18 protein-coding genes are annotated in these 21,143 nt (G+C 72.6%); 10 read left to right on the plus strand and 8 right to left on the minus strand.

Going from position 1 to position 21,143, the window contains the following annotated elements; all coding sequences use genetic code 11:
* Positions 1-42: 42 nt before the first annotated feature.
* Together sepH and ACBR40_RS17080 are read right to left on the minus strand one after the other, a co-directional pair.
* Positions 43-2,967: a septation protein SepH gene (gene sepH / locus ACBR40_RS17075; protein ID WP_371249359.1), complete on the minus strand. Its 2,925-nt coding sequence runs from the start codon at positions 2,965-2,967 to the stop codon at positions 43-45.
* Positions 2,968-3,127: 160 nt separating this feature from the next.
* A complete protein-coding gene (locus ACBR40_RS17080; protein ID WP_371249360.1) occupies positions 3,128-4,075 on the minus strand; it encodes a S8 family serine peptidase in 948 nt (315 codons plus the stop codon).
* Between the two features lie 113 nt (positions 4,076-4,188).
* Between ACBR40_RS17080 and ACBR40_RS17085 the strand changes: the two genes are divergently transcribed.
* Positions 4,189-4,941, plus strand: coding sequence for a hypothetical protein (locus tag ACBR40_RS17085; RefSeq protein WP_371249361.1), 753 nt, complete (start codon positions 4,189-4,191; stop codon positions 4,939-4,941).
* Here the strand turns inward: ACBR40_RS17085 and ACBR40_RS17090 are convergent.
* The 3 genes from ACBR40_RS17090 to ACBR40_RS17100 all read right to left on the minus strand — a co-directional run bounded on the left by ACBR40_RS17090 (position 4,917) and on the right by ACBR40_RS17100 (position 8,247).
* The gene (locus ACBR40_RS17090; protein WP_371249362.1) at positions 4,917-6,194 is read right to left on the minus strand and encodes a D-arabinono-1,4-lactone oxidase; all 1,278 of its coding nucleotides are present in this window, start codon (positions 6,192-6,194) and stop codon (positions 4,917-4,919) included. The genes ACBR40_RS17085 and ACBR40_RS17090 overlap by 25 nt on opposite strands.
* A 63-nt stretch (positions 6,195-6,257) precedes the next feature.
* Positions 6,258-6,989, minus strand: coding sequence for a polysaccharide deacetylase family protein (locus tag ACBR40_RS17095; protein WP_344212412.1), 732 nt, complete (start codon positions 6,987-6,989; stop codon positions 6,258-6,260).
* Between the two features lie 55 nt (positions 6,990-7,044).
* On the minus strand, positions 7,045-8,247 hold the full coding sequence (locus ACBR40_RS17100; protein ID WP_344212410.1) for an MFS transporter: 1,203 nt from the start codon (positions 8,245-8,247) through the stop codon (positions 7,045-7,047).
* Positions 8,248-8,340: 93 nt separating this feature from the next.
* Here ACBR40_RS17100 and ACBR40_RS17105 point away from each other — a divergent pair, with 93 nt between their 5' ends.
* Positions 8,341-9,531 (plus strand): lytic murein transglycosylase, encoded by a 1,191-nt coding sequence (locus ACBR40_RS17105; RefSeq protein WP_344212408.1) that lies wholly within the window; start codon positions 8,341-8,343, stop codon positions 9,529-9,531.
* Here ACBR40_RS17105 and ACBR40_RS17110 read toward each other — a convergent pair.
* Positions 9,528-10,475, minus strand: coding sequence for a ferrochelatase (locus tag ACBR40_RS17110; protein ID WP_371249363.1), 948 nt, complete (start codon positions 10,473-10,475; stop codon positions 9,528-9,530). The genes ACBR40_RS17105 and ACBR40_RS17110 overlap by 4 nt on opposite strands.
* A gap of 56 nt (positions 10,476-10,531) precedes the next feature.
* On the opposite strand from ACBR40_RS17110, the gene ACBR40_RS17115 reads away from it, so the two are divergent.
* Entirely contained in the window at positions 10,532-12,514 is a 1,983-nt protein-coding gene (locus tag ACBR40_RS17115; protein WP_371249364.1) for a prolyl oligopeptidase family serine peptidase, read from the plus strand.
* Complete coding sequence (locus ACBR40_RS17120; protein ID WP_364444207.1) at positions 12,514-13,302, plus strand: inositol monophosphatase family protein; 789 nt, start codon at positions 12,514-12,516, stop codon at positions 13,300-13,302. The genes ACBR40_RS17115 and ACBR40_RS17120 overlap by 1 nt, the downstream gene beginning before the upstream one ends.
* 65 nt (positions 13,303-13,367) lie before the next feature.
* On the opposite strand, the gene ACBR40_RS17125 is transcribed toward ACBR40_RS17120, so the two are convergent.
* A complete protein-coding gene (locus tag ACBR40_RS17125) occupies positions 13,368-13,532 on the minus strand; it encodes a hypothetical protein (RefSeq protein ID WP_329573795.1) in 165 nt (54 codons plus the stop codon).
* 232 nt (positions 13,533-13,764) lie between these two features.
* On the opposite strand from ACBR40_RS17125, the gene ACBR40_RS17130 reads away from it, so the two are divergent.
* From ACBR40_RS17130 to ACBR40_RS17145, 4 genes are all read left to right on the plus strand, one after another.
* On the plus strand, positions 13,765-14,418 hold the full coding sequence (locus tag ACBR40_RS17130; protein WP_091081992.1) for a response regulator transcription factor: 654 nt from the start codon (positions 13,765-13,767) through the stop codon (positions 14,416-14,418).
* Between the two features lie 38 nt (positions 14,419-14,456).
* Complete coding sequence (locus tag ACBR40_RS17135; RefSeq protein ID WP_371249620.1) at positions 14,457-15,710, plus strand: sensor histidine kinase; 1,254 nt, start codon at positions 14,457-14,459, stop codon at positions 15,708-15,710.
* A gap of 308 nt (positions 15,711-16,018) precedes the next feature.
* On the plus strand, positions 16,019-16,318 hold the full coding sequence (locus tag ACBR40_RS17140; RefSeq protein WP_020542847.1) for a DUF4193 domain-containing protein: 300 nt from the start codon (positions 16,019-16,021) through the stop codon (positions 16,316-16,318).
* A gap of 80 nt (positions 16,319-16,398) precedes the next feature.
* A complete protein-coding gene (locus tag ACBR40_RS17145; protein WP_344212396.1) occupies positions 16,399-17,196 on the plus strand; it encodes a hypothetical protein in 798 nt (265 codons plus the stop codon).
* An 18-nt stretch (positions 17,197-17,214) separates the two neighbouring features.
* On the opposite strand, the gene ACBR40_RS17150 is transcribed toward ACBR40_RS17145, so the two are convergent.
* Positions 17,215-17,832 carry a TetR/AcrR family transcriptional regulator gene (locus ACBR40_RS17150; RefSeq protein ID WP_344212394.1) on the minus strand — a complete coding sequence of 206 codons (618 nt, stop codon included), beginning with the start codon at positions 17,830-17,832 and terminating at the stop codon, positions 17,215-17,217.
* A gap of 84 nt (positions 17,833-17,916) precedes the next feature.
* On the opposite strand from ACBR40_RS17150, the gene paaN reads away from it, so the two are divergent.
* The gene (gene paaN, locus ACBR40_RS17155) at positions 17,917-19,575 is read left to right on the plus strand and encodes a phenylacetic acid degradation protein PaaN (RefSeq protein WP_371249365.1); all 1,659 of its coding nucleotides are present in this window, start codon (positions 17,917-17,919) and stop codon (positions 19,573-19,575) included.
* Positions 19,576-19,589: 14 nt separating this feature from the next.
* On the plus strand, positions 19,590-21,128 hold the full coding sequence (locus ACBR40_RS17160; protein WP_371249366.1) for an FAD-dependent monooxygenase: 1,539 nt from the start codon (positions 19,590-19,592) through the stop codon (positions 21,126-21,128).
* The last annotated feature ends 15 nt before the right edge of the window (positions 21,129-21,143 follow it).

Genomic DNA, 21,143 nt, shown 5'->3' on the forward strand with positions numbered 1-21,143 from the left:
CCAGCGCCGTGCTGGGGCGCTGTCCTGGTGTTCCTTCGCCGGTCAGTCCTGGCGGCGGGCGCCGAACATGATCTCGTCCCAGGTCGGGACGGAGGCGCGGCGGCCCCGGGAGCCCTTGCGCGCCTGCCGGGCGGCGGGCGCGGGCGGCGGGGACGGAACCGGCACCGGCGGCTCCTCCTTGGCGTCCTTGCCCCCCGGCCGGGCGGCCGGGACCTTGGGCTCGGCGCCGGGGGCGGGCTTCGGCTTGGGCGCCGGAGGCTTGGCCTCTTCCTTGACCGCCTCCTCCTTGACCGCCTCCTGCTCGGCCTCGGGCTGCTGAGGCTTCGACTGCTCGTCCGCCTTCGGCTGCTCGGGCTTGGGCTGCTCGGCTGCGGGGGCGGCGTCCTCCACGACCGGCTGCTCGACAGCGGGAGCCTCGGCGTTGGGAGCGGGCCGTGTGGTGGCCTGCTGCTCTGCGGCTGCGGGCTCGGCAGTGGCGGGCTCGGCGGCTGCGGACTCCGCGACGGCGGGCTCGGCAGTGGCGGACTCAGCGACGGCGGACTCAGCGACGGCGGGCTCGGCGGTAGCGGGCTCGGCAGTGGCGGACTCAGCGACGGCGGACTCAGCGACGGCGGGCTCGGCGGTAGCGGGCTCGGCAGTGGTGGGCTCAGCCACGGCGGCCTCTGCGTGGGCAGGTCCTACGGTGGCGGGCTCGGCGGTGTCGGACTGCTGGGCGGGTCCTGCGGTGGCAGTAGCGGCTGCCGTACCAGCGGTGGGCTCGGTGGTTGAAGGCTCCGTGGCGGCGGGCTCGGTAACGGCAGGTGAATCGGCGACGGCGGTTTCGGCAGCCGCGGCCGGCTCGGCGGTGGCGGGCTTGTCGGGCTCCGCGTTCTCCGTGCTCGGCTCTGTCTCCGCAGCCGGGGCTTCCGGCGCGACGGGCGCGGCCTGGCTCGGCGCGTCCTCGGGCTTGCTGGCGTCGCTGGTCGTCGGCTGAACGGGCGCAGCGGCGGCGCCGGTGCTCGCCTCGACGGCAGGCGAGGTCGTCGCGGACGTGGTGCCGGCGTCGGTGGGCGAGGTTTCGGCGGCCGGCGTCGCCGCGTCGACGGTGGCCGTCCCACTGGTGGCCTCGACGGCGGGAGCGGTCGGCTCGACGGTGGCAGCGGCGTCCGACGATGGCTCGGCGGAGGAGTCCGCTGTGACGCTCGCGTCGGTGGCCGGCTGCGCTTGGGCGGCCGTATCCGCAGAGGCGGGCCCTTGCGCGGTGGTGGGCGCCTCCGCAGTGGCGGCGGCATCGGTGGTGGTGGAGGGCTCGTCGGACGGGGCCACCTGAGCCGCAGGGGTCACCTGCGCGGACGCTGCCGGGGCGGCGGGCGTGGACTCCTCGCTCGGCTGGGCCGCCTCGCTCGACGCCGCGTCACCGGGCGTCGCCACGCTGGCAGACGTCGGCTCGGTGGCTGACGGCTGCTCGGTGGTGGACCGTCCCTCGCCGGCGGAAGGTTCTGTGGTGGCGGAAGGGGTCGGGTCGGCGCCTGGAGCCGTGGGGGCAGACGGAGACGCCTGCCAGGTCGGCTCGGCGGGTGCGGCCTCCTGGACCGGCGACGGGGTCACCTGACCAGGTGTGACGCTCTCGGCGAAGGGCGGCGTCGGCTGCGGGGTGGTGCCGGTCTCGGCGGCCGGAGGCTCGTGGGTGGCCGGGGCGTCCGGCGTGGAGGCGCGGGCGGAGGGGGCGTAGATGGTGTCGTTGTCGCGGTCGGCTGGGCGGCCCGAGCTGAAGTCGGGCAGCCACGGCGAAGTCCCGCCACGGCGGGACGAGGTGTCGCCGGGGCGGGCGTGGCCGTGCTCGCGGGACGGCGAGTCGGGCCGCAGCGGGTCGCGGGCCGCCGGGGACTGGTCGCGGGTGGCGTCGTCGGTCGGCTGACGGAAGGCGGACTCGCGAGAAGGGGAGTCAGCGCGGTAGGCCGATTCGCGGGACGGCCGGTCAGCGGGGTAGGCGGACTCGCGGGAGGGCGGGTCTGCGAGGTAGGCCGACTCGCGAGAAGACGAGTCACCGCGGTAAGCAGACTCGCGGGACGGTGGGTCAGCAGGGTAGGCCGACTCGTGAGAAGACGAGTCACCGCGGTAAGCAGACTCGCGGGACGGCGGATCAGCACGGTAGGCCGACTCGCGGGAAGGCGGGTCAGCGCGGTAGGCCGACTCGCGGGAGGAGGTCCCGGTGTCGGCGGGGCGGGAGAGGCCGGGGTCGGTGGAGCGCGGGGGCGGGTTGTAGCCGACGGCGGGCTCCTCCGGCTCGCGCCGCACCACCGAAGGGAACGGCAGCGCGTCGGAGGCGAGCGGCGGCACCGGCTGCAGCTTGGCCACGCGCGGCGCGAACGGCGTCACCGTGGTGTCCTCCACCACGGCCGGCTCCGGGTCGAAGTCGGCCGACGACAGCCGGACGGCCTCGTCGTCGTGCGGCGTCACGTGGCGCTTGCGCGGGTCGAACAGCCACTCGGCGTGGCGCGTGTGACCGTTCCAGACGTAGCCGAGCTTGACCCGCCACAGGCCGTCGTCGCGCTTGGCGGAGTCCCAGTCGATCTCGTCCGTGGGGACGCCGCGCCTGGTCAGCCGCTCGGCGACCAGGTCGCCGAGCGTGGGGCCCGGGGCGGACTCGCCCGGCATGCGTACGGCGACGCGCTGCGCCTGCTGGGCCACGTATTCCCGCTCCTGCAGGACGGGCCCCTCGAACCAGCGCACCCGCTCGACGGGGATCCCGGCGGTCGCCGCGATCTCCTCGGCGGTCTCCCCGGCGCGGATGCGAGCCTGGATCTCCTTGGGACGCAACGGACTCTCCACTTCGATCTCGTACTGGCCGAGACGGGAGAAATTGCCGCGGACGGCAGCACGGAGCCGGTCGTCCACGGGAAGAGTGAAGCGGGTTCCCCGTCCGGCCGTGGCCAGTACGAGATAGGTGCCGTCCTCACTCACCGCGACGAGTCGGAGCTCCTGCATGCGAGTCCCTTCGTCAGCGTCGCCATTCTTCCCCCGGACCCTTGAGTCTCTCGCGTGTGCCGGTTGCCTGCCAGCACCGTACCCGGCATGTCCGAACATCGCCTTCCTGGGATAGCCAAGGGGCGATGTGACGCCGGTCACATTCGTCGAATCCATCCCTCTAGAGCCTGCCGCTATGCATGAGGAGGTTAAGGGCCCTCGACGGGTTCTGGCGAATCGCGTCTCGGGCAAAGGCGCAGTTGAGCAGAGACGCGAGGATCGCCGGGTTCGCGTCGGGAGTGCGTTCCAGGAGCCGCGCGGCGGCCGCCGCGAGGTGCGGCACGGCCCCCGTGTACGCGGCCCCGCCCGGCCCGATCCGGCACCCGTCGGCGTCGGCGGCCCCCACGACGAACACGCCGGCGCCCACCAGGGAGCGCACGGCCTCGCCGAGAGCGGGTGAGCCCGCGCCGTCCACGGGCAGCGCGGCGACGGACGGTCCCCGGGCGTGTCTGCGGATCCACTCCAGCCCTGCCAGCACGTCGGCCAGCGAGCCGGGCCCGCCGCAGCCGAGCGCCCTGATCGAGGTGATGCCGGCCCCCGGCGCGGCGGCGTGCGTCCGGCCGGCGACCTGGGTGCCGTGGCCGGTGCAGTCGCGGCCGGTGCCCCCGGTGGCGTCGTAGGCCCGCCACGCCCGGTCGCCGAACTCGGCGCGTCCGGTGTCGACACCGCTGTCCACCAGGTAGATCGTGGTTCCGGCCCCGGTCGCGGGCCCGGTGAGAGGGTGGGCGGGACGCCGTACGGGCATAGGGTGGATCTGCCGGTCGGGCTCGACGGCGCGCACTCGGGGGTCGGAGCGCAGCGACGCCAGCTCGGCGGCGGTGAGATACGTGGCGAAGCCGGGCAGCGCCGCCGTGTAGTAGCGCCGCACCCGCCAGCGCACCTCGCCCACGAGGTCGCGGGCGGCGGCCCGGCCGCGCGCGACGACGATGTAGGGCCGGGTGGGCTCGGTGACGGCGGGGCGCGCGGTGAGGCCGGAGGCGGGCGTCATGGCCAGGGGTACGGCGGTCGCGGCGGCCGTCGCCGCGGCCGCGGCCAGATACACGGAGGGCAGGCCGTATCGTCGGGGCACGAGCCACGAGGGTGCCTGTCACCCATGTCACAGCAACATCGGGACACGCCGTCTCGTCTATTCACGGGACAGGTCTTTACCGAGCGCATGATGAGAGAGGACTGATCCGGGGGATGGGCGGCGGACAGCGGAACTTCGAGCTGAGTGTGCCGCAGATCCTGGGGAGCGCCCTGGCGGCGGTGACGGCCGCCGTGGCCGCCTCCTTCCTGGGCGTGGCCGGCACGGTGATCGGCGCGGCGGTCATGAGCATCGGGAGCACCGTGGGCACCGCCGTCTACACGCACTACCTGAAGCGGACGGGGGAGCGGGTGCGGCTGCGGGCCGGTTCTCCAGGCCGCGAGGAGGAGGCGTCAGGTTCCGGCGCGGGCGGGGACACGCTGGTGATGCCCGTCGTCGAGGCCGGGGAGCCGCCGAGGAGGCTGCCGTGGGGACGGGTGGCGCTGGCCGCGGGGCTGGTGTTCGCGGTCAGCATGGGCGGCATCCTCGTCTACCAGGCGGCCGCCCATCAGACGGTGCACGAGCAGGTCACCGGCGGGACGACGCGGCACAAGCCTGCGACCTCCGACCGCCGGACGCCGTCGGGGCCCGCCGTGCGGGCGAGCGTTCCCGCCGTGCCCGTCGCCACGCCGGAGGCCGATGTCACGCGCACGCCGGCCCCGACGCCGAGCGCCACGCCGACCGTGACGACCACGGTCACCGCCACGCCCACGGCCCCGCCCGCTCCCACCGCCACCGCCGGCCAGGAGCCGGCCGAGCCGCAGCAGAGCGCCACCGCTCCGCCCGAGCCGGAGCCCACCGCGGTCGACGAGGCTCCCGAGCCGGACCACCCGGAGGCCGAGGCTCAGCCGAGCACCTGGTCCAGGTAGGCGTTGCCGAACAGGCGGCCGGGGTCGAGCCGGTCGCGCAGCGCGGTGAAGTCGGCGAAACGGGGATAGACCTTGGCGAGGTAGGCCGCGTCGCGCGTGTGCAGCTTGCCCCAGTGCGGCCGGCCGTCCAGCCGCGTCATGATCTCCTCGACGCCCTCGAAGTACGCCGGGTTCGGGGTGGGCCGGTAGATGTGGCAGGCGATGTACGCCGACGCCCGCCCGTACGCCGTGGACAGCCAGGCGTCGCTCGGCGGCGTCACCCGCACCTCCACCGGGAACGTGATCTTCCAGTCCATGCGCTCGACCAGGTCGCGGGTCTCGCGCAGCGCCTGCGCCAGCCGCTCGCGCGGCACCGCGTACTCCATCTCCAGGAAGCGCACGTCGCGCCGGGCCGTGAAGACCCTGTACGAGGCGTCCACCGACTCGGAGTGCCCGAGGGCCGCCGCGCTGACGGCGTTGATGCGCGGGATCAGCCCGGGGACGCGGGCGCCGAGCGCGCAGGCGGCCCCGAACACGGTGTTCTCCAGCAGGACGTCGTCCATCCAGTGCCGCGCGGCGCTGCGCGGCCGGGCCGGTCCGGGATGCCGGTTGTTGGTCTTGACCAGGCAGGCGTCGGTGTGCGGCAGCCAGAAGAAGTCGAGGTGCTCGTTGCCGGCGGTCAGCTCGTCGAGCGAGGCGAGGATGTCGCTGAGCGCCATTTTGCGCCGCCGGTTGTGCAGCAGGAACGCGGGCTCCACCCGGAGGGTGACCGAGGTCAGCACGCCGAGCGCGCCGAGCCCCACCCTGGCCGCGTCGAACAGCTCGTCCCCGGGGGCGGCGCTCGCCACCGTGCCGTCGGCGAGCACCAGCTCCAGCCCGGCCACCTGGTCGGCGAGGCCGCCGCTGTCGCGGCCGGTCCCGTGCGTGCCGGTCTGGATGGCGCCGGCGACGGTCTGCTCGGTGATGTCGCCCATGTTGGCGAGGGCGAGGCCGCGCCGGTGGAGCAGCTCGTTGAGCTCGCGCAGCGGGGTGCCGGCGAGGACGGTGACGCGGTCCTCGTCCCAGGAGACGACGCCGGTCAGCGCGTGGGGCCGCAGCATGACGCCGTCGGTGAGCGCCACGCCGGTGAAGGAGTGCCCGGTGCCGACCATGCGGACGCGCCGCCCGGAGGCGGCGGCGTCGCGCACGGCCCGTACGACGTCCGCGACGGAGGCCGGTGCCCGGACCTCGGCGGGCTCGCCGGTCTGGTTCCCCGCCCAGTTCGTGAAGACCATTGAGCAGCACCTCCGCGAGCGGGCAGGAGCCCGGGCACCTCCGACGTCAAACGTGAACGATACTCAGTTCTCCCAGCCCGCGGGAAGCGGGAAGACGTCGCCCGCCTCCAGGCCCTCGTTCTTGATGACGTCGGAGACCGTCACCAGGTGGTAGCCCTTGGCCTGCAGGCTCTTGACGATGGACGGCATGGCGTCGACGGTCTGCTTCACCCAGTCGTGCATGAGGATGATGCCGTTGGGCTTGGCAACCTCAAGGGTCTTCTTCTTGATCGCCTCGACGTTCTTGCTGGCCCAGTCCTCCGAACCCGCGGTCCAGAGGATGATCGGCATGCCGTACTCGTCCGCGATGTCGGAGACCTGAAGGTCCGCCAGCCCGTACGGGGGCCGCAGCAGCTTCGGCTCCACGCCCGCCGCCTTCTTGACGGCGTCCTGGGTCTTCTGGATCTCGTTCCTGATGGCCCCAGGTTCGAGCTTGGTGAAGTCAGGGTGGCTGTAGCTGTGGTTGCCGAGCTCGTGCCCCTCGGCGACCATGCGCTTGACGTACTGGGGGCGGCTCTTGGCGTACTGGCCCTCAAGGAAGAACGTCGCCTTGGCGTCGTACTTCTTCAGCGTGTCCAGCAGCGTGCCCGCGTACTTCCCTGGGCCGTCGTCGAAGGTCAGCGCGATGCACTTGACCTTCGCGCAGTCCACCGGAGCGGACTTCTCGGCCGGTTTGGCGGCGGCCTGCGCGGGCGCAGAGGCCACGGTGACGCAGACCGCCGCGATGGTCAGAAGTGAGGTGAGTTGTCGGGACATCAGAAAAGCTTCCATTTGTGATGGATGTTGCGAGGGATGTCCCGACGGTAGCGGATCAGCCTTCGGCGGGTGAAGCTGCCTCGGGAAGTCTCAGCAAACCCGAACCTCCGATCCCGACGACGAGCGCGAGCACGGCGGCGCCCGGCGCGACGACGTACGCGGCGGACGCGCCGGCGGCCTCGGTGAGGTGCCCGCCCGCCCAGGCCCCGATCGCCACGCCGATGCCGAGCGCCGTGGAGATCCACGCCATGCCCTCGGTGAGCAGCGCCGGCGGCGCCAGCCGTTCGACCAGCGAGAAGCCGGTGATGAGGGTCGGCGAGATGGCGAAGCCGGCCAGGAAGAGCGCGGCGGCCATGACCCACGCGTTCCCGATGAACGAGATCGGCAGCAGCCCCAGCGCGAACACCATCAGCGCCCGCACGAACCGCCCCCGCAGCGAGATCTTCCAGTGCCGTGACCCGAACCACAGCCCCGAGACCATCGACCCGCCCGCGAACGAGGCCAGCAGCAGCCCCGCGGCCCCCTTGACCCCCTGCTCCTCGGCGAAGGCCACCGTGATCAGGTCCACGGAGCCGAACACCGCGCCCATCGCCACGTAGACGCACGACAGCAGCGCGATGCCGGGGATCAGGATGGGCGTGCCGCCCGCCGCGCGGACCTCGGACACCGGAGGCTGGGTGCGCCGCTGCGCGGCCAGCGTCAGGCAGCCGGACAGCATGAAGACCAGCGCGACCACCAGCCCCATGTACGGGTTGAACCGCGTGGCCAGCAGCGTGACCAGCGCGGGCCCGGTGACGAAGACCACCTCGTCCACGACGGACTCGAAGGCGAAGGCCGTGTGCAGCCGCGGCGAGCCGCCGTGGATGGCCGACCAGCGGGCCCGTACGAGCGAGCCCACCGACAGCGAGGTGCCGCCGACGACCAGACCGGACAGGTACAGGGTCCACTCGGGCAGCCCGAGGAACGCGCAGACCATGAGCGTGGTCAGCGCGAGCGCGTTGAGCACGGCGAACGGCGGGATGACGCGGCTCTGGCCGAACCGGTCCATCAGCCGTCCCGACATGGGCGCGCCGATGGCGAAGGCGAGGTTGCTGGCGGCGGCGACGCCGCCCGCGGTGGCGTACGAGCCGGTGACGCCGGAGATGAGTAAGACGACGCCGATCCCCAGCATGGACATCGGCATCCGGCCGGCGAACCCGGCCAGCACGAACGCCTTGATGCCAGGCCCGTCGAACAGCCCCCGGTAAGGCCCGACCACCCCGTTTCCCCCTTACTTGCGCCCGCCAACCTTTGCGCACCCGATGTCCGGATTGCAAATGATTTCCCCGTCGGCTGGGCTAACGTGTCCCGCGTGTCCGGTCTTCCCTCCTTCCGTGCGGTCATGCTCATGGTCATCGCGGTGGTCGTGGCCACCGTGGCGACCGGCGGCGTCATCGTCCTGCTGGACGGTGACCTGGTCAGCGGCACGCGGAAGCCATCCGCCGAGCCCGCCCGCTCACCCACGGCGGCGCCCCGCCTCGACCAGCTCGTGCCGACCACCGAGCCCGCGGGGGAGCGGCGGGAGTTCGGCGAGGGCGGACCCGGCGTGACCGTCACCCCGCCGCGGGTGCTCGCCGTCGCCGGGTCGGAGGTGCCCAAGGAGACCAGGCTCAGGCTGGGCGCGCTGAAGAACGTGGAGAAGGTGGTCGTCGTGGACGCGGGCCGCGTCAAGCTCACCGGCACGCCGCTCAACCTGCTGGCCGTGGACCCGGCCCACTTCCGCTCCTGGACGCCGCAGGCCGTCGCCGACCAGCCCGCCGTGTGGAGCGCCCTGACCAGGGGCGAGCTGGTCGCGGAGTCGGACGCGGCCCGCAGGTACGGCATGGTGCCCGGCGCGTACTACCAGGTGGACGGCGGACCCAAGCTGCGCCTGGCGGCCTCGGCGCCGCTCGGGCTCACCGGCGTGGACGGCCTGGTCGGCGTGGACCTCGGCCGCTCGCTGGGCTTCGCGCCCGGCGTGGCGGTGCTGCTGCACGGCAAGCCCGGCAGGATCAGCGCGGCCGGGGTGCGCAAGCTGCTCGGCAAGGGCGTCCAGGTCGCCCTGCTGGACGCCGCCGCCCGCGTGCGGAAGCAGCGGCCGACGGCGGCCGCCCAGCAGACCCCGCAGAACGTCAGCGTCGGCCGTCCCGGCAGCTACCTGGAGCTCTACCGGCTCGCCGCGACCCGCTGCCCCGGCCTGTCATGGACGGTGCTGGCCGCGATCGGGCAGGTCGAGAGCGGGCACGGCCGCAACAACGGCCCGTCGAGCGCGGGCGCGCTCGGGCCGATGCAGTTCATGCCCGCGACGTGGAAGCACTACGGCGTGGACGGCGACGGCGACGGCAAGGCCGACATCTGGAGCCCGTACGACGCCGTGCCGAGCGCGGCCGGCTACCTGTGCGCCAACGGCGCGGGCAAGGGCGGCGAGAAGCTGCGCAAGGCGATCTGGTTCTACAACCACTCGTGGGACTACGTGAACAAGGTCATGGGGATCGCCGAGGCGTACGCCAGGACCTATGCCTAGGACCGGTGCCGGCGGGGCGCCGGGCAGCAGGTGAGCGGGCAGGGCACCGGCTCGGGCTCGGCCATCAGCTCGCGCACCATCCCCACGAAGCGCGGGTGCGTGCCCACGGTGGCCGCCCGCTCCAGCGGCAGGCCGCGCTCGGTGGCGACGTCCCTGGCCTCGGTGTCGAGGTCGTAGACGACCTCCATGTGGTCGGAGACGAACCCGATCGGCACCAGCACGACCGCCGGAGCGTCCGTCTTGTGCAGGAAGTCGCAGACGTCCGGCTCCAGCCACGGCACCTGCGGCGGGCCGCTGCGCGACTGCCACACGAGGTCCCACGGCTGGTCGCGGCCGAGCGCCTGGTTGACCAGCTCGGCGCTGCGGCGGATCTGGGCCTCGTACAGGCCGCCGTTCGGACCGGCGGTCTCGGCCATGGAGACCGGGATGCTGTGGGCGGTGAACACCAGGCGGGCGTCGTCGCGGCCGAGCCGCTCCAGCGCCTCGCGGGTGTGGTCGGCCATGGCGGCCACGAAGCCGGGGTGGTCGCCGAAGTGCCGCATCTTGATCAGCTCGGGGCCGCCCTCGATCGAGATGCGGCTGATGTCCTCGTAGTACTGGCGGCAGCTGGAGTAGCCGGCGAAGGCGGAGGTGGCGAGGACGGCCGCCTTGCGCACGCCGTCGTCCTTCATCTGCCGGACGGTGTCCTCGCCGAACGGGTGCCAGTTGCGGTTGCCCCAGTAGACGGGCACGTCGAGGACCGGGCGCAGCGCCTCCAGGAGCTCGCGGTTCTGCCGGTTGATCGGGCTGACCCCGCCGAAGCCCTGGTAGTGCTCGGCGACCTCCAGCAGCCGTTCGCGCGGCACGCCGCGCCCTCGGACCACGTTCTCCAGGAACGGCATCACGTCGTCGGGGCCCTCCGGGCCGCCGAACGACAGGAGCAGCAGAGCGTCGTAATCAGCCACGTGAACCAGCCTATTCGCGAGCGCCGGTGGTCCTCTCGCGAGGTAGGTTCGGTCGAGTGAGCGCATTTACTGACATACGCGACTATGTGGCCATCCCCCGGGTTCTCTCGGTCCAGCTCTCGCCCGACGGCTCCCGGCTCGTCTCCACCGTCCAGTCACTCAACCCCGACGGGAAGTCGTACGGCACCGCGCTCTGGGAGATCCCCCTGGACGGCCGGGGCGAGCCCTTCCGCCTGACCCGCTCGGCCAAGGGCGAGTCGGCCGCCGTGTTCACCGACGCCGGCGACGTCCTGTTCACCTCCGCCCGCCCCGACCCCACCGTGAAGGACGCCGGTGAGGAGGTCCCGGCGCTGTGGCTGCTGCCGCGCGCGGGCGGCGAGGCCCGCCAGGTCGCCACCAGGCCGGGCGGGATCGGCGGGGTGCGCACCGCCGGCGACGTGGTCGTCTTCGTCTCCGACGTGCTGGACGGCGAGGAGGCCGGCGACGAGGAGCGGCGCAGGGCCCGCAAGGACGCGGGGATCAGCGCGATCCTGCACGAGAGCGCGGCGGTCCGCTACTGGGACCACGACCTCGGCCCCGGCCGCCCCCGGCTGTTCGCCGCCAGGCTCGGCGCCGACCGGCTGGAGGACGTGCGCGAGCTCACCCCCGACGCGGGGAACGCGCTGCGCAACGCCGCCTTCGAGCTGACGCCCGACGGCACGCGCGTGGTCACCACCTGGCGGGTGGAGCTGCCGCGCGGCGAGGTCCGTACGGACCTGGTGGTCATCGACGTGGCCACCGGCGAGCGGCGCACGCTGCTCACCGAGGAGGGCCAGGACTTCGAGGGCCCGCTCGCGATCTCCCCTGACGGCGCCCGCGTCGCCTGCTCGCGCGGCCGGTTCACCTCCATGGACGTCTCGGCCAGGAGCGAGCTGTGGATCGCCGACCTCGCCACCGGCGAGGGCCGGGCGTACGCGCCCGACCTGTTCCCCTCCGGCGTCGCCTGGGGGCCCGACTCCGCCTCCGTCTACGTCGTGGCCGACCACCAGGGCCGCCGCCCGGTCTTCCACGTGCCGCTCGACGGCGAGGTCCGCAGGGTCACCGGTGACGACGCCGCGTACGCGCAGCCGGACGTCACCGCCGACGGCCGTTTCCTGTACGTCCTGCGCAGCGCCGTCAACCTGGCCCCCGGCCCGGCCAGGATCGAGCTCGCCACCGGCGAGATCACCGACCTGCCCTCGCCCGCGCCCCGCCCCGAGGTGCGCGGCACGCTCACCGAGATCACCGCCACCGCCGACGACGGCGAGACCATCCGCGGCTGGCTCGTGCTGCCCGAGGGCGCCTCCGCCGACGACCCCGCGCCGTTCCTGCTGTGGATCCACGGCGGCCCGCTGGGGTCCTGGAACGACTGGCAGTGGCGCTGGCAGTCCTGGATCATGGCCGAGCACGGTTACGCCGTGTTGCTCCCCGACCCGTGCATGTCCACGGGTTACGGTCAGCACATGATCGATCGAGGCTGGGGCAACTGGGGCCCGCGCACCCAGGCCGACCTCGACGCGATCGTGGACGTCGCCCTGGCCAGGGACGACATCGACAGCGAGCGCATCGCCGCCATGGGCGGCTCGTTCGGCGGCTACATGGCCAACTGGCTGGCCGGGCACACCGACCGCTACCGCGCCATCGTCACCCACGCCTCGCTGTGGAACCTCGACCAGTTCGCCGGCACCACCGACGCCGCCCACTACTGGCAGCGCGAGTTCGGCGCGCCCGGCTCCGAGCGCTACGACCTGCTGTCGCCGCACCTCTCGCTCGACAAGATCACCACCCCGATGCTCGTCATCCACGGCGACAAGGACTACCGGGTGCCGATCGGCGAGGGGCTGCGCCTGTGGTGGGACCTGCGCCGCAGCGAGGTCGACGCCAAGTTCCTGTACTTCCCCGACGAGAACCACTGGATTCTCAAGCCGGGCAACACCGTCGCCTGGTACGAGACCGTCCTCGCCTTCCTCGCCCAGCACGTGCTCGGCGAGGAGTGGAAGCGCCCGGAGTCGGTGGCCTGATGACCGACTTCCTGACGCTCGCCGAGGACATCGCCCGCGAGGCCGGCGACATGCTGCTGGCCAAGCGGCCCACGATGTCCGCGGAGATCGAGACCAAGTCCAGCCCCACCGACGTGGTCACCGCCCTGGACAAGGCGTCGGAGCTGCTCATCCGCGAGCGCATCGAGGCCGCCCGCCCGGGTGACCGCATCCTCGGCGAGGAGGGCGGAGAGGCGCCGGGCGAGTCGGACGTGCGCTGGATCGTCGACCCGATCGACGGCACCGTCAACTTCCTGTACGGCCTGCCCGACTGGGCGGTGTCGATCGCCGTCGAGGTCGGCGGCCGGGTGGTGGCCGGCGTGGTCAACGTGCCGACGCGCGGAGAGGTCTTCACGGCCGCGCTGGGCGAGGGCGCCTGGCTCGGCGGCGCGCGGCTGCGCTGCAACACCGGGGTGCCGCTGCCGCAGGCGCTGGTCGCGACCGGGTTCGGCTACTCCCAGGCCGGCCGGGCCGTGCAGGGCGAGGTGGTGGCGAAGGTGCTGCCGCGGGTGCGCGACATCAGGCGGGGCGGCTCGTGCGCCATCGACCTGTGCTCGCTCGCCGCGGGCCGGGTGGACGCCTACTACGAGCGGGGCATCAACCCCTGGGACTACGGCGCCGCCGGTCTGGTGGCGACCGAGTCGGGCGCGCGGCTCGCCGGGCTCAACGGCCGGCCGGTGAGCCCGGACTTCGCGATCTGCGCGGCTCCCGGGCTGTTCGAGGAGCTGCACGACCTGCTCGCGCCGCTGGACCCCGAGCGCGGCGCCTGACCTGCGGAAACAGCTGAACGCGCGGACGGCCGGAGCCGAAGCTCCGGCCGTCCGTCTACGGTCTGTCAGCCGGGCAGGGCGATGCCGTGGTCGTCCGCCAGCCGGCGGAGGTCCTCGATCTCGGCGGTGAGCGTGTCGGCGAGGTATTCGTCGCCGGCGCTGCGGGCCTCCCGGAGGCCCCTGTAAGCCTGGTCGAGGCGGTGTTCGATCGTGGTGGTGAACTCGCCCATCTCACCTACTCTCTAGGGGTTCGTGCCGCGTAGGGCGATGTACGCCCATTGCAGGTCGATGTCCTGGCAAAGGGTGTCCCGCAGGCATACCCCGCGGCGTCCCCCTCCGAAACATGAATTTCTCGGCGGTCCGCCTCACCTGTGGGTGGCCAACGCCTGAACATGCCTTACCGTGCGCTTATCGCCCCTGAGGGGACAATGAGGGGCCGGAGACGGAGAGAGGTGTTCCAGCGTGCGAGTGCTGGTGGTGGAGGACGAGCGGGTGCTCGCCGACGCGATCGCGACGGGCCTGCGCCGCGAGGCCATGGCCGTCGACGTCGCCTACGACGGCGGCGGCGCCCTCGAACGGACCTCCTACATCGACTACGACGTGATCGTCCTGGACCGGGACCTCCCGGTGGTGCACGGCGACGAGGTGTGCCGCCGGCTCGTGGAGCAGCGCTCCGCCTCGCGCATCCTCATGCTGACCGCCTCGGGCGACGTCGACGACAAGGTGGAGGGGCTCGGCCTCGGCGCCGACGACTACCTCGCCAAGCCGTTCGTCTTCATCGAGCTGGTCGCGCGGGTGCGCGCGCTCGGCCGCCGCTCCGCGCCCGCCCTGCCGCCCGTGCTGGAGCGGTCCGGGATCCGGCTCGACCCGGGCAAGCGCCTGGTGGAGCGCGACGGCAGGGAGGTCGTGCTGACCAAGAAGGAGTTCGCGGTCCTTGAGGAGCTGATGCGCGCCGAGGGCGCCGTCGTCAGCCAGGAGGACCTGCTGGACAAGGCATGGGACGAGAACATCGATCCCTTCACCAACGTGGTCCGGGTGACCATGATGACGCTGCGGAAGAAGCTGGGCGAGCCTCAGGTGATCGAGACTGTGCCCGGGGTTGGGTACAAACTGTGACTGAAGGGCCGAAGCACCAGGCGGAGCCGACGCATCCCATGATCAGCCCGCACTCGGCACACAAGGCGACGCGGGTCCAGGAGGCCCCGCCGCCGCCGAGCGGCCCGCCGGCCTGGGACGGCCCGCCCCCTCCTGAATACCCTCCCGTCCAGCGCACGACGATGGAGTGGATGCGGGCGCTCCCCGGCAAGGTGAGCATCCGCTGGCGGCTGACGCTCACCTACGGCGCGCTCGTCTTCGTGGCCTCGGCGGTGCTGCTGTTCTCGGTCTACTCGATCGTCGCGCGCGCCATCGACACGAACTGGCCCGCGCTGAGCTGGTGGAACGCCCGCGACGAGCTGATCTGGCGCCAGTCCAGGCAGGACGCGGTCGCGGCGGCACAGGACGCCCTGCTGCGCAGCAGCGTGATGGCGCTGGTCGGGGTGGGCATCCTGTCGCTCATCATCGGCTACTTCGTGGCCGACCGGGCGCTGCGGCCGGTGGCCAGGATGACGGCCACCGCCCGCCGGCTCTCCGAGAGCACGCTGGCCCACCAGCGCATCGCCCTGGAGGGCCCCAACGACGAGCTGAAGGAGCTGGCCGACACCTTCGACGCCATGCTCGCCCGGCTCAATGTGGCCTTCGACACCCAGCGCAGATTCGTGGCGAACGCCTCTCACGAATTGCGCACTCCTCTCACCATCAACCGGACGGTCCTGGAGATCGCCCTGTCGGATCCCGAGGCTTCGGAAGACCTCAAAGCGCTCGGGCGCACGCTTCTGGAAGTGAACGCGCGTAACGAGAAGCTCATCGAGGGACTGCTGTTGCTGGCGCGCAGCGAACGCGAACTCGCGGTGCGCAAACCGCTCGACGTACGGGACATCGCCGAGACCGCCGTGGAACAGCTCACGCCCTTCGCCGAGGAACACGGCGTAACCGTGAGCACCGAACTGGTCAGCGCGCCTACCGTCGGCGATCCCGTGCTCCTGGAGCGTTGCGTGAGCAACCTGGTGGAGAACGCGGTGAAGTACAACATTCCCCAAAACGGAAAAGTATGGGTCCGGGCGGGAATGGTGGACGACGCCGTCGTTGTTCAGGTGGCCAACACGGGACAACACGTCCCGGCGTACGAGGTGAACAGCCTGTTCGAGCCGTTCAGGAGGCTCCACGCCGACCGCGTGGACTCGGCCAAGGGAGCGGGTCTCGGGCTGTCCATCGTCCGTGCGGTGATGCAGGCTCACGGCGGAAATGTGGCCGCCGTGCCGCGAGACGGCGGAGGGCTCGTGGTGACCATTCGACTGCCGAAGGGCTGACGTGTGATGCTCCGGGACGTTCGTCCGCGTGTTGATGCACGGGGGGCGTCTCGTTCGCGCCGCACATGTGGTTGGATGTGCCGTCGAACACGGTGGAGCATGACGCCAAGGCTGTGGGTTTCGCCATATTTGGCTAACCATTGCCGTCGGCAGCACGCCCTGGCGTGTCGGGAGGTTCGTGGTCCGTTCCCCCGGGGTACCGATGGGAAATCTCCCCGGCGGAACGGGCACAAGACGGGCCTCCCGGACGTTAGAAGACGCGCGACCGAGCGCGCCGACATATTGATGAGGGGGATGGAGTAAGCACAATGGCTACCGACTACGACAGCCCGCGCAAGACAGACGACGACCTGGGGGAGGACAGCCTCCAAGAGCTCCAGGCGCGGCGCACCGACAAGTCGTCCGGCAGCATCGACATCGACGAGACCGACCTCGCCGAGTCGCTGGAGCTGCCCGGCGCCGACCTGTCGAACGAAGAACTCTCCCTGCGGGTCATCCCTCGCCAGGCCGACGAGTTCACCTGCTCGCGGTGCTTCCTGGTGCATCACCGCAGCCAGCTGGCCTCGGAGAAGAACGGTCAGCAGGTCTGCCGGGAGTGCGCCGCCTGATCGCCGTGCCTCAGGGTACGAGAGCGGGACATCGAGCCGACGAACCCTGAAGGTCACGACCATGAGGACGGAGGCATCGCGTGGCCGTACCAGAGAAAGACCGTCGAGCAGGAGACGAGATCGCCGACCCCGAGAAGGAGGTCGGCGAGCTCGTGGGCCAGCTCACCGAGCCCGGTGAGCTGGAGCCGGCCGAGCGGCGCAGGCTGCTCGGCCGACTCGCCAAGGCGTTGTCCGCGGGCGCCAAGAAGGCCAAGGAGTCCGGCGCGGGGCGCGGGCGCTGGCTGGCCGACGTGTTCCTCAACGTCGCGCCGCGCATCCCCATCCGCGACCTGCACACCCTCTCCGAGCACCACCACGGCCTGACCGGCGAGCAACTGGCCGACGACCTGATCCGCACCGCCCAGAAGGCCACGATGACGGTCGGCGCCATCGGCGGAGCGCTCGCCGCGGCCCAGTTCGCCGCACCGCCCCTCCTTCTGTCCGCGCCCGCGCAGCTCGTCGCCGAGACGATCGTCGTGGCCGCCATCGAGGTCAAACTGCTGGCCGAGCTGCACGAGGTCTACGGCGTGCGGGTGCACGGCACCGGCGCCCAGCGCGCGATCGCCTTCACGGCCGCCTGGGCCAAACAACGCGGGATCGACCCCCTCGCCCCCGCGTCCGTGTCGCTCGCCCTCGGCGCCGCCACCAAGACCGCCCTGCGCAACCGCCTCATGCGGACGCTGGGCCGGCACCTCACGACGTTCGGCCCGTTCCTCACCGGGGCCGTCGCGGGCGGCGCGCTCAACCGGATCGCGACGAAGAAGCTGGGCGAGGCCATCCGCGAGGACCTGCGCGGCAAGCTGCCGAGCGGCCCGAGCCGGGGCGAGCTGCCCACCTGACCCCCTTCCATCCCCCTTTCAGGCCCTCCTCAGGCCCTCGAACGTCATCCTCACCAGCGCGTCGGCCACGTCCGCGGCCGGCGCGTCGCGCTCGGGGCGGTGCCACTCGGCGATCGAGCCCACCGCCCCGAACAGCAGCCGCGTCACCAGCGCCGGGTCCAGGCCGGGGCGGATGGCGCCCTCCGCCGCCGCCTCCTCCACCAGGCGGCCGGCGAACGCCTCCAGCTCCGCGCGCCGCGCCAGCGCCGCCCGCTCGGTGGCGCTGTTGCCGCGCACCCGCAGCAGCAGCGTCACGTACGGCAGCCGCTCGGTCAGCACGCGCACGCTCTGCCTGACCACCCACTCCAGCCGGTCGACGGCCGGGCCACGGGTCGCGCGCTCGTCGGCGGCCAGCTCGGACAGCCCGTCGAGGGCCCGGTCGAGCGCCCGCGCGAGAAGCTGCTCCTTGCCGGGGACGTGGTGATAGATCGCCGACTTGGTGACGCCGAGCGCCCGCGCGAGGTCCTCCATGCTGGTGCCGTCGTAGCCGCGCTCGTTGAAGACGGCCACGGCGGCCGACAGGACGGACTCGGGGTCGTGCCCGCGCCGGCGGGGCCGGGCGGACCTGTCTGAAGAAGGGGAGACGTCCAAGGCCACGGAGGGGTCTTCCTTGTTTAACTGACCGAATGTTCGGTAAACACTTCACCGTCCGGCGGATTTCTGTCAAGAGGGTGAGCAAACATGTACGAACAGCACCGTGACACCCTGGAGCAGGCGCGGGCCGCCATCGCCGGGCGCGGCCACTGGAGCGCCTACCCCGAGTCGCCGAGCCCCCGCGTCCATGGCGAGGGGGCGGCCGAGCGGGGCAGGGCGGCGTTCGAGTCCTACCTGGGCAAGCCGTTCCCGCTGGAGCAGGCGGGCGGCACCGGGTCGTGGATCGGCGCGGAGCGCTCGCCGTACGGGATCGACCTCGGGGTCACCTACCCCGAGCCCATCGCCGAGGAGCTGATCGCGGCGGCCTCGGCCGCCCTGCCCGCCTGGCGCGACGCCGGACCGGAGGCCCGCGCCCTCGTCTGCGCCGAGATCATCCAGCGGCTCCACCGGCGCAGCTTCGAGATCGCGCACGCGGTGCAGCACACCAGCGGGCAGCCGTTCGTCATGGCGTTCCAGGCCGGCGGGCCGCACGCGCAGGACCGCGCGCTGGAGGCGGTCGCCTACGGGCTGGAGGCCATGACCTCCTCGGCGGCGAGCGCCCGCTGGGAGAAACCGGCCAAGGGCGAGCCGCTGGTCATGACCAAGCGCTTCACCGTCGTGCCCCGGGGCGTGGCCGTGGTGATCGGCTGCAACACCTTCCCCACCTGGAACGCCTACCCGGCGCTGTTCGCCTCGCTCGTCACCGGCAACCCGGTGATCGTCAAGCCGCATCCCCGGGCGATCCTGCCGCTCGCGATCACCGTGCTGGTGGCGCGCGAGGTGCTGGCCGAGGCCGGGTTCGACCCCGCGCTGGTGTCGCTGGCCGCCGAGGAGGGGCAGGGGCTGGCCACCACCCTCGCCACCCACCCCCGCGTGCGGATCGTGGACTTCACCGGCTCCACCGAGTTCGGAGACTGGCTGGAGCGCAACGCCCGCCAGGCGCTCGTGCACACCGAGAAGGCCGGGGTCAACGCCGTCGTCGTGGACTCGACCGACTCGTGGCGCGGGATGCTCGCCAACCTCGCGTTCTCGCTGTCGCTCTACAGCGGGCAGATGTGCACCGCGCCGCAGAACCTCTTCGTCCCGGCCGCCGGCGTCGAGACCGACGAGGGGCACAAGAGCTTCGAGGAGGTCGCGGAAGGGCTGGCCGCCGCCGTCGGCCGGCTGCTGGGCGACGACGCGCGGGCGGTCGAGCTGACCGGCGCGATCGTCAACCCCGACGTGCTCGCCCGCGTCGAGGGGGCGGCCGAGCTGGGCGAGGTGGTGCTGGAGCCGCGGGCGATCCGGCATCCGACGTTCCCCGACGCGGTGGTGCGCACGCCCGCGATCGTCCGGGTGCACGCCTCGGCCGACGACGTCTACGGGCGCGAGCACTTCGGGCCCGTGTCGTTCCTCATCCCCACCGGCTCCACGGGGGAGAGCCTCGACCTGCTGCGGCGCACGGTGAAGGCCCGGGGCGCGCTCACCGCCTCCGTCTACTCCACCTCGCCGCGCGTGCTCGACGACGCCGAGCGGGCCGCGCTGGACGCGGGGGTCAACCTGTCGTGCAACCTGACGGACGGCGTGTACGTCAACCAGTCGGCCGCCTTCAGCGACTACCACGGCACCGGCGCCAACCCGGCCGCCACCGCCTCGCTCACCGACCCCGGCTACGTCGCGAGCCGCTTCCACGTCGTCCAGTCCCGCCACCCCGTACGCGAGGTCTGAGACGGGCTCCGGTCATGGGCGACGACGCGCAGGTCATCGTGGTCGGGGCCGGGCCCGTGGGGCTGACGGCGGCGCTGCTGCTGGCCCGGTGGGGCATCGGCGCACTGGTGCTGGACCGGCGGCCGGGGCGGGAGGCGGCCGGGTCGCGCTCGATCTGCCAGCAGCGCGACGTGCTCGACATCTGGGCCGCCGCCGGTGCGGGGCGGATCGCCGAGGAGGGCGTGACCTGGACGACGGCCCGCACCTACTACCGCGACCGCGAGCTGCTGTCGTGCTCGTTCGACCGGGACGGGCCGCTGCCGCCGTTCGTGAACCTCTCGCAGGCCCGCACCGAGCAGATCCTGGACGAGGCCGCCGCCGCGCAGCCGCTCGTCGAGGTGCGCTGGAACCACGAGGTCACCGGGTTGACGCAGGACTCCTGCGGCGTCACCGTGCACTGCGGGCAGCGGCGGCTGCGGGCGCCGTACGCGCTGCTGTGCGCCGGGGGGCGGGCCGAGCCGCTGCGGCGGGCGCTCGGCGTGCGCTTCCGCGGCGAGACGTTCGGCGACCAGTTCCTGATCTGCGACGTCAGGACCGACCTGCCGGGCTGGGAGGACGAGCGGCGCTTCTACTTCGACCCCGTCTGGAACCCCGGCCGGCAGGTGCTCATCCATCCGTGCCCCGGCGGGACGTTCAGGATCGACTGGCAGATCGCGCCCGACCACGTCCCGACGCGGGAGGACATCGCGCGGAAGATCCGGTGGATCGTCGGCGAGCGGCCGTACGAGCTGCTGTGGCACAGCACCTACCGCTTCCACCACCGGCTGGCCGACCGCATGCGCGCCGGGCGGGTGCTGCTGGCGGGCGACTGCGCGCATCTGCTGGCCCCGTTCGGGGCGCGCGGCCTCAACTCCGGCGTCCCGGACGCCGAGAACGCGGCCTGGAAGCTGGCGTTCGCGCTCAACGGGTGGGCCGGGCCGGAGCTGCTGGAGTCGTACCACGCCGAGCGGCGCGCGGCGGCGCGCGAGAACCTGGAGGTGACCGGCGCCACCATGCGCTTCCTCGCGCCGAGGAGCGTCGAGGAGCGGGTGCGCAGGCGGGCGGTGCTGGAGGGCGGGCCGGTGGACCAGGTGGACTCCGGCCGCTTCGCCGAGCCCTTCTGGTACGTCGACTCGCCCCTCACCACCCCGGAGCCGTCCCGCCCGTTCGCGGGCCGTCCGCCGAGGGGCATGGCCTGCCCGCCGGCGCCGGGCGTGATCCTGCCGGACGCGGTTCTGCCGGGCGGGCGATTGCGTGAGAGCTGCCGGGATGGTTTCCTCGTACTGCTGGGTGAAATGTGTGATTCGAGTTTGTTTGCGCAGGTCTTGGGCAAGGTCACTACGGCGCCGCTCGCCGTACGCGGGCTCGCGGAGATGGACGGAACCGGCTCGCTCGCTGAGAGGCTCGGCGCAGGGCCGGATGAGGCATGGCTCATCAGGCCGGATGCGCACATCGCCGCCATCATCCCTCATGCGGGTCCGGAGTCGGTGGCGGTCGCCGTGAGCCGCGCTCTCGGCGGTTCTACCGAAACTTGACCCCACAAGAGGAGG

The organism is Nonomuraea sp. AD125B (genome assembly GCF_041402765.1).
In the GTDB taxonomy this organism is placed as follows: Bacteria; Actinomycetota; Actinomycetes; order Streptosporangiales; family Streptosporangiaceae; genus Nonomuraea; species Nonomuraea bangladeshensis.